General features: G+C 74.8%; 12 protein-coding genes. 6 read left to right on the top strand and 6 right to left on the bottom strand.

Translation table 11 applies throughout. The annotated features are described in order from the left end of the window. Window positions 1-47: 47 nt before the first annotated feature. Together alaS and tsaD are read right to left on the bottom strand one after the other, a co-directional pair. Window positions 48-2,699 (bottom strand): alanine--tRNA ligase, encoded by a 2,652-nt coding sequence (gene alaS / locus ABD361_RS17495; protein WP_344436282.1) that lies wholly within the window; start codon window positions 2,697-2,699, stop codon window positions 48-50. A gap of 58 nt (window positions 2,700-2,757) precedes the next feature. Beyond that, window positions 2,758-3,813, bottom strand: a complete 1,056-nt coding sequence (gene tsaD, locus ABD361_RS17490; RefSeq protein ID WP_344436443.1) for a tRNA (adenosine(37)-N6)-threonylcarbamoyltransferase complex transferase subunit TsaD — start codon at window positions 3,811-3,813, stop codon at window positions 2,758-2,760. 159 nt (window positions 3,814-3,972) lie between these two features. Between tsaD and cbiE the strand changes: the two genes are divergently transcribed. Genes cbiE through ABD361_RS17475 form a run of 3 tightly spaced genes read left to right on the top strand, consistent with a single transcriptional unit; the run spans window position 3,973 to window position 6,859 of the window. After that, complete coding sequence (cbiE, locus tag ABD361_RS17485; protein WP_344436281.1) at window positions 3,973-5,226, top strand: precorrin-6y C5,15-methyltransferase (decarboxylating) subunit CbiE; 1,254 nt, start codon at window positions 3,973-3,975, stop codon at window positions 5,224-5,226. After that, complete coding sequence (gene cobM, locus ABD361_RS17480) at window positions 5,223-5,990, top strand: precorrin-4 C(11)-methyltransferase (RefSeq protein WP_344436280.1); 768 nt, start codon at window positions 5,223-5,225, stop codon at window positions 5,988-5,990. Before cbiE ends, cobM begins: the two co-directional genes overlap by 4 nt. A gap of 47 nt (window positions 5,991-6,037) precedes the next feature. Then, window positions 6,038-6,859 carry a MerR family transcriptional regulator gene (locus tag ABD361_RS17475; protein ID WP_344436279.1) on the top strand — a complete coding sequence of 274 codons (822 nt, stop codon included), beginning with the start codon at window positions 6,038-6,040 and terminating at the stop codon, window positions 6,857-6,859. Between the two features lie 7 nt (window positions 6,860-6,866). On the opposite strand, the gene ABD361_RS17470 is transcribed toward ABD361_RS17475, so the two are convergent. Continuing rightward, entirely contained in the window at window positions 6,867-8,009 is a 1,143-nt protein-coding gene (locus ABD361_RS17470) for a cobalt-precorrin-5B (C(1))-methyltransferase (RefSeq protein WP_344436277.1), read from the bottom strand. A 60-nt stretch (window positions 8,010-8,069) separates the two neighbouring features. On the opposite strand from ABD361_RS17470, the gene ABD361_RS17465 reads away from it, so the two are divergent. Beyond that, window positions 8,070-8,825, top strand: coding sequence for a cobalt-precorrin-6A reductase (locus tag ABD361_RS17465; protein ID WP_344436276.1), 756 nt, complete (start codon window positions 8,070-8,072; stop codon window positions 8,823-8,825). 4 nt (window positions 8,826-8,829) lie between these two features. On the opposite strand, the gene ABD361_RS17460 is transcribed toward ABD361_RS17465, so the two are convergent. Continuing rightward, window positions 8,830-10,326, bottom strand: a complete 1,497-nt coding sequence (locus tag ABD361_RS17460) for an SDR family NAD(P)-dependent oxidoreductase (RefSeq protein ID WP_425583240.1) — start codon at window positions 10,324-10,326, stop codon at window positions 8,830-8,832. Window positions 10,327-10,538: 212 nt separating this feature from the next. Here ABD361_RS17460 and ABD361_RS17455 point away from each other — a divergent pair, with 212 nt between their 5' ends. Beyond that, window positions 10,539-10,778: a chaplin gene (locus tag ABD361_RS17455; protein WP_344436274.1), complete on the top strand. Its 240-nt coding sequence runs from the start codon at window positions 10,539-10,541 to the stop codon at window positions 10,776-10,778. 71 nt (window positions 10,779-10,849) lie between these two features. On the opposite strand, the gene ABD361_RS17450 is transcribed toward ABD361_RS17455, so the two are convergent. Then, the gene (locus ABD361_RS17450; protein WP_344436273.1) at window positions 10,850-11,107 is read right to left on the bottom strand and encodes a hypothetical protein; all 258 of its coding nucleotides are present in this window, start codon (window positions 11,105-11,107) and stop codon (window positions 10,850-10,852) included. A gap of 32 nt (window positions 11,108-11,139) precedes the next feature. After that, entirely contained in the window at window positions 11,140-11,928 is a 789-nt protein-coding gene (locus ABD361_RS17445) for a sigma-70 family RNA polymerase sigma factor (RefSeq protein WP_344436272.1), read from the bottom strand. Between the two features lie 306 nt (window positions 11,929-12,234). Here ABD361_RS17445 and ABD361_RS17440 point away from each other — a divergent pair, with 306 nt between their 5' ends. Continuing rightward, window positions 12,235-13,158 (top strand): ribokinase, encoded by a 924-nt coding sequence (locus ABD361_RS17440; protein WP_344436270.1) that lies wholly within the window; start codon window positions 12,235-12,237, stop codon window positions 13,156-13,158. Window positions 13,159-13,169 lie beyond the last annotated feature (11 nt).

The raw sequence follows: 13,169 nt of genomic DNA, 5'->3' as shown, positions 1-13,169 counted from the left end.
GGGGTGGCGTCTCGTAGGGGCGGCAGCCCCTGGTCAGCCGCGGGCCGTCAGCCGCGGACCGTCAGGAGCGCCGGCAGCGCGTCGAGCGTCGTCCGGAGCGAATCCGCCGGTACGCCGCCGCCCTGGGCGACCTCCGCCGTTCCGCCGCCGCGGCCGCCCAGCAGGGACTTCACCAGTGTTGCGGCCGACAGGCCGGCCGCCGTCGCCGCGCCGTTGAGGGCGACGGCCAGGACCGCGCGGCCGCCGTCCGTCGTGGCGCCGATCGCCGCGAGGCCGGGCCGGTGCGCGGGCAGGTGGTCGCGGGTGGCGAGGGCCAGGGCGCGGGCGTCGCCGTCCGTCGTGGCGGTGACGACGAGCGTGCCGTGCACGTCGGTGGCCGCGGCGGCGAGTTCCGTGGCGCGGGCGAGGGCCGTGCGCCGGCGCAGTTCCTCGGCGCGCTGGTCGGCGGCCTTGAGCCGGTCCAGGAGGCCGGCGACGCGCTCGGGCAACTGGGCACGGGGGGCCTGGAGCTGTTCGGCGAGGCGGGTGACCAGGTCGCGTTCGCGGGCGAGGTAGCCGAAGCCTTCGAAGCCGACCGCGGCCTCCAGGCGGCGCATGCCGGCGCCGACGGAGGTTTCCGACGTCAGGGCGACGAGCCCGATCTGCGCGGCGTGTTCGACGTGGGTGCCGCCGCACAGTTCGCGGGACCAGGCGCCGCCGATCTCCACGACCCGTACCCGTTCCCCGTACGTCTCGCCGAAGAGGGCGAGGGCGCCGAGTTCCTTGGCCTCGGGCAGGGACATCCAGCGCACGTCGACCGGCAGGTCGCGGCGCAGGGCGCGGTTGGCGGCCTCCTCGATCTCGCTGCGGGCGGCGGGGCCGAGGGCGCCGCGCCAGGGGAAGTCCAGGCGCAGGTAGCCGGGCCGGTTGTAGGAGCCGGACTGCAGGGCGGTGGGGCCGAGGACCTGGCGCAGGGCGGCGTGCAGCACGTGGGTGCCGGAGTGGGCCTGCCGGGCGCCCAGGCGCCATTCGGGGTCGACGGCGGCCCGTACGGTGTCTCCCACCACGAGTTCGCCGGAGGTCACCCGCACCTGGTGCACCACCAGTCCCGGCAGGGGCCGCTGGACGTCGAGCACCTCGGCTTCCACCGATGCCCCGGTCAGGGCGCCGGCGTCGCTGTCCTGGCCGCCGGACTCGGCGTAGAAGGGGGTGCGGTCGAGGACGACGGAGGCGATCCGTCCGGCGGCCAGGGACGGCAGCGGGCCGGTGGGGCCGAGCACGGCGAGCACGCGGGAGTCGGTCGTCAGCGTGTCGTACGCCCGCCAGTCGGTGGGCCCGTGCGCGTCGAGGACGGTGCGCAGGGCGCCGGTGTCGAGGGCGCCGCCGGACTTGCGGGCCCGGGCGTCGGCCCGGGCGCGCTCGCGCTGCTCGGCCATGAGGGCGGTGAAGCCCTCGCGGTCGACCTCGACGCCCTGTTCCTCGGCCATCTCCAGGGTGAGGTCGATGGGGAAGCCGTAGGTGTCGTGCAGCAGGAACGCCTTGGGGCCGGGCAGCAGGTGGCCGCCCTCGGCCTTGACCTCGGCCACGGCCGTGTCCAGCACGGTGGTGCCCTGGCGCAGCGTGGCGCGGAAGGCGTCCTCCTCGGCGTACGCCTGCTGGGAGATGCGGGCGAAGTCCTCGGCGACCTCGGGGTAGCCGGCCGTCATGCAGTCGCGGGCGGCGGGCAGCAGTTCGGGCAGGGCCGGGTCCTCGTACCCGAGCAGGCGGACGGAGCGCACGGCGCGGCGCAGGATGCGGCGCAGGACGTAGCCGCGGCCCTCGTTGCCGGGCGCGGTGCCGTCGGCGAGCAGCATCAGGGCGGTACGGACGTGGTCGGCGACCACGCGCAGCCGTACGTCGGCCCGGTGGTCGGCGCCGTAGCGGACGCCGGTGAGCTCGGCGGCGCGGTCGAGGACGGGCCGGGTCTCGTCGATCTCGTAGAAGCTGCCGGCGTCCTGCAGCAGGGTGGCCATGCGTTCCAGGCCCATGCCGGTGTCGATGTTGCGGCGGGGCAGTTCGCCGAGGATCGGGTAGCCGGTCTTGCCGGGGCCCTCGCCGCGCTCGTACTGCATGAAGACGAGGTTCCAGAACTCCATGTAGCGGTCCTCGTCGACCGCCGGGCCGCCCGCGCGCCCGTAGGCCGGGCCCCGGTCGTAGTACAGCTCGGAGCAGGGGCCGCAGGGGCCGGGGACGCCCATGGACCAGAAGTTGTCCTCGTCGCCGCGGCGCACGATGCGCTCCTCGGGCAGCCCCGCCACGCGCCGCCAGATCGCCGCGGCCTCGTCGTCGGAGTGGTGGACGGTGACCCAGATGCGCTCGGTGTCGAGCCCGTAGCCGCCGTCGGCGACGGGTGAGGTGGACAGCTCCCAGGCGTGGGAGATGGCCTCCTCCTTGAAGTAGTCGCCGAAGGAGAAGTTGCCGTTCATCTGGAAGAACGAGCCGTGGCGCGTGGTCTTGCCGACCTCCTCGATGTCGAGGGTGCGCACGCACTTCTGCACGCTGGTCGCGCGCGGCCACGGCGGCGCCGCCTCGCCGGTGAGGTACGGCTTGAAGGGCACCATGCCCGCGTTGACGAACAGCAGCGTCGGGTCGGGCGTGGGCAGCGGGGCGCTGGGGACGACGGTGTGGCCGCGCGCGGCGAAGAAGTCGAGGAAGCGGCTGCGGATGTCGGCGGTGCGCAAGGTGCCCTCCAGGGCTCTCGACAGGGGATCTTCGGGCGGTGCGGTGCGAGGCGGGGCGTCAGGCGGCGCGGGCGTGGCCGGCGGTGGGGTGCAGCGTGGCGTACTCCAGGGGCGCGGACGGGTCGATCGACACGTCGAGCGGCGCGGGCTCGGCCCCGGCACGCACCAGCAGGTCGCCGACGGCGGCGATCATCGCGCCGTTGTCGGTGCACAGGCGCAGCGGCGGCACGCGCAGCTCGATGCCCGCAGCATCGCAGCGTTCCTGGGCCAGGGCCCGGACCCGGGAGTTCGCGGCCACGCCGCCGACCACGACGAGCGTGCCGACGCCGTGGTCGGTGCAGGCGCGCACGGCCTTGCGGGTGAGGACGTCGGCGACGGCCTCCTGCAGGGAGGCGGCGCCGTCGGCCACCGGCAGCGGCCGGCCGGCGGCGCGGTGCTGCTCGGCCCAGCGCGCGGCGGCGGTCTTCAGGCCGGAGAAGGAGAAGCCGTACGGGTCGTCGCGGGGGCCGGTCAGCGGGCGGGGGAAGGCGACGGCGCCCGGGTCGCCCTCGCGGGCCGCCCGGTCGACGGCGGGGCCGCCCGGGTAGGGCAGCCCGAAGACGCGGGCGACCTTGTCGAAGCACTCGCCGGCCGCGTCGTCGAGGGTGTCGCCCAGGTGCACGATCGGGTCGCGGGCGAGGTCCCGTACGAGGAGGAGGGAGGTGTGGCCGCCGGAGACGATCAGCACCATGCAGGGGTTGGGCAGCGGGCCGTGTTCGAGGGTGTCGGCGGCGACGTGCCCGGCGAGGTGGTGCACGCCGTACAGCGGTACGTCGAGCGAGTAGGCCAGGGACTTGGCGGCGGCGACGCCGACCTGCAGCGCGCCGGACAGGCCGGGGCCGGTGGTCACGGCGACGGCGTCGATGTCGCGCAGGGTCAGCCCGGCGTCGGCGAGGGCCGCCCGGACGACGGGGTTGGCGGCGTGCACGTGCGCCCGTGCGGCGATCTCCGGGACGACGCCGCCGTAGCGGGCGTGCTCGTCCATGCTGGACGCGACCGCGTGGCCCAGCAGCCGCCCGTCGCTGACGAGACCGGCGCCGGTCTCGTCGCAGGACGACTCGATACCCAGCACCACCGGTGAACGCCTCACGGCCACGCCTCCGCCTCCTGCGAATCTTCTGTAAATGCACATTGTATGCAGCAGGGTCCCGCCGCTCGGCTCGTCCCCGCAGGTCAGTAGAGTTCCCCTGCCCCTGATCACCTGATCGCCGCCGGATTTCCGAGGTACGCCGCCGTGAGCCAAGCCCCCGCCCCCGTGACGGTCGTCGGCATCGGCGCGGACGGCTGGGAGGGACTGGCCCCGCTCTCACGGCAGGCGCTGCGCGAGGCCGAGGTCCTGCTCGGCGGCCCCCGGCAGCTCGACCTGCTGCCGGCCGGCGAGTGCGCCGGCGAGCGCGTGGCCTGGCCCTCGCCGCTGCGCCCCGCCGTCCCGGGCCTGCTGGCGGAGCATGCAGGCCGCCGGGTCTGCGTCCTGGCCAGCGGCGACCCCACGTTCTTCGGCATCGGCCGCACACTGGCCGAAGTGCTCGGCGGCACCGAGCGGCTGCGCGTGCTGCCGCACCCCTCCTCCGTCTCCCACGCCTGCGCCCGCCTCGGCTGGCCGCTGGAGGAGACGGAGGTCGTCAGCGCCGTGGGCCGCCCGCTGGCCGCGCTCGCCGCGGCACTCCACGACGGCCGCCGGGTGCTGCTGCTCAGTGCCGGCGCCGGCACGCCCGCCGAGGTGGCGCACCTGCTGTGCGAGCGCGGTTTCGGGCCGAGCCGGCTGAGCGTTCTCGAACAGCTGGGCGGCGAGCGCGAGCGCCGCACGGACGGTACGGCCGAGGACTGGCCCCACCCGCCCGGCGACGCCCTCAACGTCGTGGCCGTCGAGTGCCGGCGCGCCCCCGGCGCGCCCCGGCTCGGGCTCACCCCCGGCCTGCCGGACGACGCCTTCGCCCACGACGGCCAGCTGACCAAGCGTCACGTACGGGCCGCCACGCTCGCCGCCCTCGCTCCCGCCCCCGGCGAACTGCTGTGGGACGTCGGCGGCGGCTCCGGCTCCGTCGCCGTCGAATGGATGCGCGCCCACCGCTCCTGCCGGGCCGTCAGCATCGAGCGCGACCCCGTACGCGCCGGGCGCATCACCCGCAACGCCGACACCCTCGGCGTCCCGGGGCTGCGCGTGGTCACCGGTGCCGCCCCCGCCGCGCTCGCCGGGCTGCCCACGCCCGACGCCATCTTCATCGGCGGCGGCCTGACCGCCCCCGGGCTGCTGCAGGCGTGCTGGGACGCCCTGCCCGCCGGCGGCCGGCTCGTGGCCAACACCGTCACCCTGGAGTCCGAGGCGCTCCTGGCCGCCTGGTACCGGCGCCACGGCGGCGACCTGACCCGCCTGGCCGTCGCCCACGCCGTCGGCGTCGGCGGCTTCACCGGCTGGCGGCAGGCGATGCCGGTCACCCAGTGGTCGGTCGTCAAGTCCGCCCCGAACGAAGGAGAGTCCCCCGCATGACCGTGTACTTCATCGGGGCCGGCCCCGGCGCCGCGGACCTCATCACGCTGCGCGGCGCCCGGCTGCTCGCCCGCTGCGGGGTGTGCCTGTACGCCGGCAGCCTCGTGCCGCCGGAGCTGCTCGCCGAGTGCCCGCCGGACGCCCGGCTCGTCGACACCGCCCGCCTCGACCTGGACGCGATCACGGCCGAGTTCGTCCGCGCGCACGAGGCCGGAGCGGACGTCGCCCGCCTGCACTCCGGCGACCCGTCGGTCTACAGCGCCGTCGCCGAGCAGATGCGCCGCCTGGACGCCGCCGGCATCCCGTACGAGATCGTGCCCGGCGTGCCCGCCTTCGCCGCGGCCGCGGCCGCGCTCGGCCGCGAGCTGACCGTGCCCACCGTCGGCCAGACCGTCGTCCTCACCCGCGTCGCCCAGCGCGCCACCCCGATGCCGCCCGGCGAGGACCTCGCCACCCTCGGCCGCAGCGGCGCCCTGCTCGTGATCCACCTGGCCGCCCGGCACGCCGACCGCGTCGTCGCCGAACTGCTCCCCCACTACGGGCCCGACTGCCCGGCCGCCGTCGTCGCCATGGCCAGCCGCCCCGACGAGATCGTGCTGCGCGGCACCCTCGCCGGCATCGCCGACCAGGTGCGGGCGGCGGGCGTCGTGCGCACGGCGGTCATCCTCGTGGGGCGCACCCTGGCGGCCGAGCAGTTCCCCGACAGCTTCCTGTACTCCACCGAACGCGACCGGGACACCTGCGGTCGCACCGTCCCGCTCTGACCGGCGCTTGACCCTCACACCGTGTCAGGCGGTGCAGTGATCCCACCATGTTCACCATCGGAGACTTCGCCCGCCACGGCCGGGTGTCCGTGCGCATGCTGCGCCACTACGACACCATAGGACTGCTGCGCCCCGCCCGTACCGACCCGCACAGCGGCTACCGGTACTACGCGGCCGGCCAGCTCTCCCGCCTCAACCGCATCATCGCCCTCAAGGACCTCGGCTTCACGCTGCACCAGGTGCTGACGATCGTCGACGAGGAGGTCGGCACCGAGGAACTGCGCGGCATGCTGCGGCTGCGCCGGGCCGAACTGGCGGCGGCCGTCGACGCGGCCACGACCCGGCTCGGCCAGGTCGAGGCGAGGCTCCGCACCATCGAGAGCGAGGGTCACATGAGCAGCGACGACGTGGTCGTCAAGAGCGTGCCCGCGGTACGGGTCGCCGAACTGAGCGCCCCGGCCGCGAGCTACGAGCCGCACGACATCTCCCCCGTGGCCGAACCGCTCTTCGCCGAGCTGTGCCGCCGGCTGGAGGCGGCCGGCGTCGAGACGACGGGACCGGGCATCGCCCTGTACGAGGACGCGCCGGACAGCGAGGGGATCATCGTGCGCGCCGCGATGCCGGTGGCGCCGGACACGCGGGGCGACGGCTTCACCGTCACCGACCTGCCGGCCCTGCCCGAGGCGGCCACCATCGTCCACCACGGCCTGATGGACGACTGCCTGCCCACCTTCCAGACGCTGGCGCGCTGGATGGACGCGAACGGCTACCGCTCGGCGGGCTACGCGCGCGAGCTGTACCTGGAGTACGACCCGGCCGACCCGGCGCGCTGCGTGACCGAACTCCAGGAACCGCTCACGCGGGACTGACCCGTCCTCAACCGCCGCGCGGACCCCTGGCGTCCGCGCGGCCCACGATCGTGCCGGCGCGGTCGATGCACAGGACGTCGACCGCGACCGGCGCCCCGCGCAGCACCCCCAGCGCCTCCTCGCGCGCCGCCGCGGCCACCAGGTCGCCCAGCGGCACGCCCCGCGCCGCGCACAGCTGCAGGGCCTCCAGGCCCGTGTTGGCACAGGTCACCGCCGCGGCCAGCGCCTCGTCGGCGCCGCCGTGGCGGGCGAGCTGCGCCAGGAACTCCTTGTTCACCTGCGAGCGCGACGAATGCAGGTCCAGATGCCCGGCCGCCAGCTTCGACAGCTTCGCGAACCCGCCGGCGATCGTCAGCCGGTCCACCGGATGCCGGCGGATGTACTTCAGCACCGCCCCCGCGAAGTCCCCCATGTCCAGCAGGGCGTCCTCCGGCAGCCCGTGCACCGCCACCGCGACCTTCTCCGACGTCGACCCCGTACACCCCGCCACGTGCCGGCGGCCCGCGGCCCGGGCGACGTCCACGCCGCGGCGGATGCTGTCGATCCACGCCGAACACGAATACGGCACGACGATGCCGGTCGTCCCCAGGATGGAGATGCCGCCCAGGATGCCCAGGCGGGGGTTCCACGTCGAGCGGGCGATCTCCTCGCCGTGATCGACCGACACCTCGATCTCCACGTCGCCCGTGCCGCCGTGCCGCGCCGCCACCTCGGCGACGTGGTCGCGCATCATCGAGCGCGGCACGGGGTTGATGGCCGGCTCCCCGACCTCCAGCGGCAGCCCCGGCCGGGTCACCGTGCCCACGCCCGGACCGGCCCGGAAGACCACCCCCGAGCCGGGCGGCAGCAGCCGCACCGTGGCACGCACCAGTGCGCCGTGCGTGACGTCCGGGTCGTCGCCCGCGTCCTTGACTATCCCCGCCATCGCACTGCGGCCGTCCGCCTCCAGCCGCTCGGCGGCCAGCGCGAACGCCGGCGTCTGGCCCTTGGGCAGGGTGATGCCCACCGGGTCCGGGAAGTCGCCGGTCAGCAACGCGGTGTACGCGGCCGTGGTGGCCGCCGTGGCACAGGCGCCCGTCGTCCAGCCGTGCCGCATACCGGTGTGCTGCAACTGCGCGGAACGCCCGCCGGCGGACGCGGGAGCACTCATGAACGACCCCGCACGTACGCTGGGGCGAGCACCGGACACCGACGGAAGGACGACCCCGCCGTGAGCGGCGCCGAGCGCCACATCCTCGTCCTGGGCGGCACCACCGAGGCCCGCCGCCTGGCGGCCCACCTCGCCGCCGACCCCGCCCTGCGCGTCACCAGCTCGCTGGCCGGACGCGTCGCCGCACCCCGGCTCCCGGCGGGGGAGGTACGGATCGGGGGCTTCGGCGGTCCCGAAGGCCTCGCCCACTGGCTGCGCGAGCAGCACGTCGCCGCGCTCATCGACGCCACCCATCCCTTCGCCGGCACGATCAGTTACAACGCGGCCCGGGCCGCCGCCGCGACCGGCGTACCCCTGCTGGCGCTGCGCCGCCCCGGCTGGACGGCGCAGCCGGGCGACGACTGGCACGACGTCGCTTCCCTGGCCGACGCGGCCCGGACGCTGCCCGCCCTGGGCGAGCGGGTGTTCCTGACCACGGGCCGGATGGGCCTGGGCGCCTTCGCGCACCTTGAGGATAAGTGGTTCCTGGTCCGCTCCGTGGACGCCCCCGAGCCCCCGGTGCCGCCCCGCACCGAGGTCCTCCTGGACCGGGGGCCGTTCACCCTCGAAGGAGAGCGCGAACTCCTCGCCCGGTACGCCGTCGACGTCCTGGTGACGAAGGACAGCGGCGCGACGGCGACGGCCCCGAAGCTGGCGGCGGCGCGCGAGGCGGGCATCCCGGTCGTCATGGTCCGCCGCCCACCGGCCCCGGAGGGGATACCGGTTTGCCGCGACCCGGCGGGGGCGGTGGAGTGGGTGCGGCGCGTACTGGCCTGAACTCCTACCAGTTGGCCTTGCGGTAGTCCTTCAGGAAGCACCCGTACAGGTCCTCGCCCTCCTCGCCGCGCACGATCGGGTCGTAGACGCGGGCCGCGCCGTCGATGAGGTCGAGGGGGGCGTGGAAGCCGGCGGCGGCGAGGCGGATCTTGTCGGGGTGGGGGCGTTCGTCGGTGATCCAGCCCGTGTCGACGCTGGTCATCAGGATGTTGTCGGCCTCGAACATCTCCTGCGCGCTGGTGCGCGTGAGCATGTTCAGGGCCGCCTTGGCCATGTTGGTGTGCGGGTGGCCGGCGCCCTTGTAGCCGCGGCTGAAGACGCCTTCCATGGCGGAGACGTTGACGACGTACTTGCGCCGGGCCGGGGAGGCCGCCATGGCCGGGCGGAGGCGGCTGATGAGGATGAACGGCGCCGTGGAGTTGCACAGCTGGACTTCGAGGAGCTCGACGGGGTCGACCTCGGAGACGGTCTGGATCCAGCTGTTGGTGGAGTCGAGGTCCGGCACCAGGCCGCCGGCATCGATGGCCGTGCCGGCCGCGACGCGGGCGAGGGACGCCGAGCCGGCGACGAGGGCCAGGTCGGTGACGTCCTGGGCGGTCATGCCGTCGCCCCGCGGGCCGGGCAGGGCCGCGACCGCGTCGACGGCGCCGCTGCCGAAGGCGCCGATGACCTCGGCTGCGGGCAGGGCGCCGGCCGGCAGGGGGGCGGACTCGGCGGCGATCAGCTCGCTGTAGGCGCGCGGGGAACGGCGCACGGTCTGGGCGGCGTTGTTGATCAGGATGTCGAGGGGGCCCTCCGCGGCGACGGAGTCGGCGAGGGCGACGACCTGGGCCGGGTCGCGCAGGTCGATGCCGACGACCTTCAGGCGGTGGATCCACTCGTCGCTGTCCGGCATCGCCTTGAAGCGCCGGATGGCGTCGTTGGGGAAGCGGGTGGTGATGGTGGTGTGCGCGCCGTCGCGCAGCAGGCGCAGCGCGATGTACATGCCGATCTTGGCGCGGCCGCCGGTGAGCAGGGCGCGCCGGCCGGTGAGGTCGGCGCTGGCGTCGCGCCGGGCGCGGTTCTCGGCGGCGCAGTCGCGGCAGAGCTGGTGGTAGAAGGCGTCGACCTCGACGTAGCGAGCCTTGCAGATGTAGCAGGAGCGCGGGCGCTGCAGGATGCCGGCGATCTCGCCGACCGCGCTGGAGCTGGGCAGCAGGCCCTGCGTCTCGTCGTCGATACGCTCGGCGGAGCCGGTGGCGGTGGCCTCGGTGACGGCCTTGTCGTGGGCGGTCTTGGCGGCGCGGCGCTCCTGGCGGCGGCGCTGCTTGACCGTGCGGTAGATGCCGGAGGTGGCGCGCCGGACGGCGATGGCGTCGGGGTGGTCCAGCGGCAGCGCGTCGAGCTCCTCCAGCACGGCGAGGCAGATCGCCATGCGCTGGGGGTCTATGCCCGGGGTGGTGGGGTGTGCCGCGTCCGACAGGTGGCCCGCACCGTCGTTCTTCTCTTCAGTGACGGTCATGACCGCTGTCGTTTCCCAGTCCGCTTGTCCGAAAAATCTCCCAGGAAACTGTACGCAGGTGGGCCCGGCAACTCCAAACCGGATTCCGGACCATTACATCGGACTTATTGATCTTTCCGGGTTAATTGCATGCAGTCGATCCCTTTTTCGGCCAACTCCTACTGAAACGGCGGCCACAATTGCCTCTCAACACCCCTTAGAAAGGTTTAGCCATGTCGCGTATCGCCAAGGCAGCCGTCCTGACCGCCGCCGTCGGCACTGCAGTGACCGGCGTCGCCGGCGTCGCCTCCGCCGACTCCGGCGCGCAGGGTGCGGCCGTCGGCTCCCCGGGCGTCATCTCGGGCAACGTCATCCAGGTCCCGATCCACGTGCCGATCAACCTCTGCGGGAACTCGATCGACCTCATCGCCCTGCTGAACCCGACCTTCGGCAACACCTGCATCGCCGGCTGACCGGTCGGAGCGAGGCAGCACCCCCAGCACGCGTCACAGCCGGACGCGTACCGCGCGGGGCGGGGTCGCAGTCAGCCGCCGGACCCCTCCTTCGCGCGCTTGTGGCGCCCATCCCCCTCCTGATGGGCGCCACTGCCGTTTCCGGGGGCCGCCGGGCGGGCGGCCGCGGACCGTACGGCCGGGCGGGATCCGCTCCCGCCGCCCTCACCGCCCTCGCCGTCCCCGTCGCCGCGGTCGCCGCGGTCGCCGCACGAGGCGCCGGGCAGGTCGGGGACGTCGACGAGCGGTGGCAGGTCGGGGGTGAGGTGGGTGTGGTGCGACGTGGTCATCGTGTGCCTTTTCTTCCGTGACGGGCCGCTGCTCAGGCCGCCGCCAGCAGTTGCCGGCGCAGGCGCGCGCAGGTGCGGCTGAGGATGCGGGAGATCTGCATCTGGGAGACGCCCAGGCGGGCGCCGATCTGCTTCTGGGTGAGGTTGCCGAAGAACCGCCAGTACAGGACGTAGCGCTCGCGCTCGGAGAGGGTGTCCAGCAGCGGTTTGAGGGCCTGGCGGTCGATGACCAGCTCCAGCGCCCGGTCGGCGCGGCCGAGGGTGTCGGCGAGCGGCAGCTCGTCGGTGCCGGCGACGGGGTGGTCGAGCGAGAGGGTGTGGTGGACGCCGTCGGCGTCCAGGCCGCGCCGCACCTCGTCCTCGGTGAGGCCGGTCTCCGCCACGAGGCGGGCCGTGGTGATCTCGGTGCCGGTGCCGTCCTGTTCGAGGCGGGTGCGCGCGGCCCGCACCGCTGCCCGCAGCTCCTGGTCGCGGCGCGGGATGTGCAGGGCCCACACGTGGTCGCGGACGTGGCGTTTGAGCTCGCCGCTGATGGTGGGGATGGCGAAGGACTCGAAGGCGTAGCCGAGCCGGGGGTCGAAGCGGTCGACGGCGTGGACGAGGGCGAGGGCGGCCACCTGCCGCAGGTCCGCGGGGCTCTCGCCGCACTTGCGGAAGCGCAGGCTGACGCGTTCGGCCATGGGCAGCCAGGCCGCGATCACCTCGTGCCGCAGCCGGTCGCGTTCGGGGCCGGTGGGCATGGTGATCAGGCGCAGGAAGACACCGTCGGTGTCGGGGGCGTCGCGGTGGCGCCCGCGCGGTCGCAGTGGTGTGTCAGCCATGGTCACACTCGTCCCCTCGCTCGTGCGTCAAGGAGTGCCTGCCGGCCGGGACCCCGTCTCGGGGTGCGGTTCGCCCTCGCCCTTCGCCCGGTGACGGGTGGCGGCGGGGCCGGGCCGGCCGGTGTCGGCCACGGTCGTCCCAGCATGACCCCGGTCGGACACGTTCGCGACTCGGAGCTCCGTTTTCCTCACGCACAGCTACGCTCCTGGGAGCGCTGATGCCTGTGCGTGACGGCCGTCACCTGAATGCCACGTCGGCGATGCGGGCAGACTGGCGAGGTCAGGAGCGTGCGGGACGGAGGAACAGTGCCTGATTACGACGTACTGGTGGTGGGCTCCGCCAACGCCGATCTGACGGTGCGGGTGGACCGGCGGCCGGGCCCCGGCGAGACCGTCACCGGCGGCGATCTCGTCGAGTCGGCGGGCGGCAAGGGCGCCAACCAGGCGGCCGCGGCGGCCCGGCTGGGGGCCCGCACGGCCCTGCTGGCCCGGGTCGGCGACGACGCCTACGGGCAGCTGTTGCTGGACGCCCAGCGCCGGGCCGGTACGGACGTACGGCACGTCCTGGTCGAGCGCGGGGCGCGCACCGGCACCGCGACGATCGTGGTCGGGCCGGACGGCGACAACGCCATCGTGGTCTCCCCGGGCGCGAACGCGCGCCTGTCCCCCGCCGACGTGACGGCGGCCCGCGCCCTGGTGGCCGCGTCGGCGGTGGTCTCGCTGCAGCTGGAGGTACCGGCGCGGACGGTACGGGCCGCGGCCACGGTGGCGGCGGAGGAGGGCGCGCGGGTGGTGTTCAACCCCTCACCGGCGCCGGAACGCATCGACGAGCAGGTCCTGGCGGTGGCCGATCCGCTGGTCGTCAACGAGCACGAGGCGCGGCAACTGTCGCAGGGCGAAGGGAACACGGCCGAGGAGTGGGCCGCGGCGCTGCGGCACTGCGGGGCGCGGTCGGTGGTCGTGACGCTGGGCGCCGAGGGGGCGCTGGTGCTGGGTGCCGACGGGCGCCGCCCGGTACGGGTGCCGGGCGTGCCGGCCGAGGTGGTCGACACGACGGGGGCGGGGGACGCGTTCACCGGGGCGCTGGCGGTACGGCTGGCGGGCGGTGCGTCCCTGGAGGAGGCGGCGCGGTACGCGGTACGGGTGGGGGCGGCGGCCGTGACCCGACCGGGCGCGCAGCCGTCGTACCCGACGGCGCGGGAGCTCGACCGGCAGCCCGCGACCGGCTGAGTCGGTGCCCA

Source organism: Streptomyces luteosporeus (assembly GCF_039532865.1).
Classification (GTDB): domain Bacteria; phylum Actinomycetota; class Actinomycetes; order Streptomycetales; family Streptomycetaceae; genus Streptomyces; species Streptomyces luteosporeus.
Note: the sequence above shows the minus strand (reverse complement) of the source record. Positions and strands in the feature narration are given on the sequence as shown.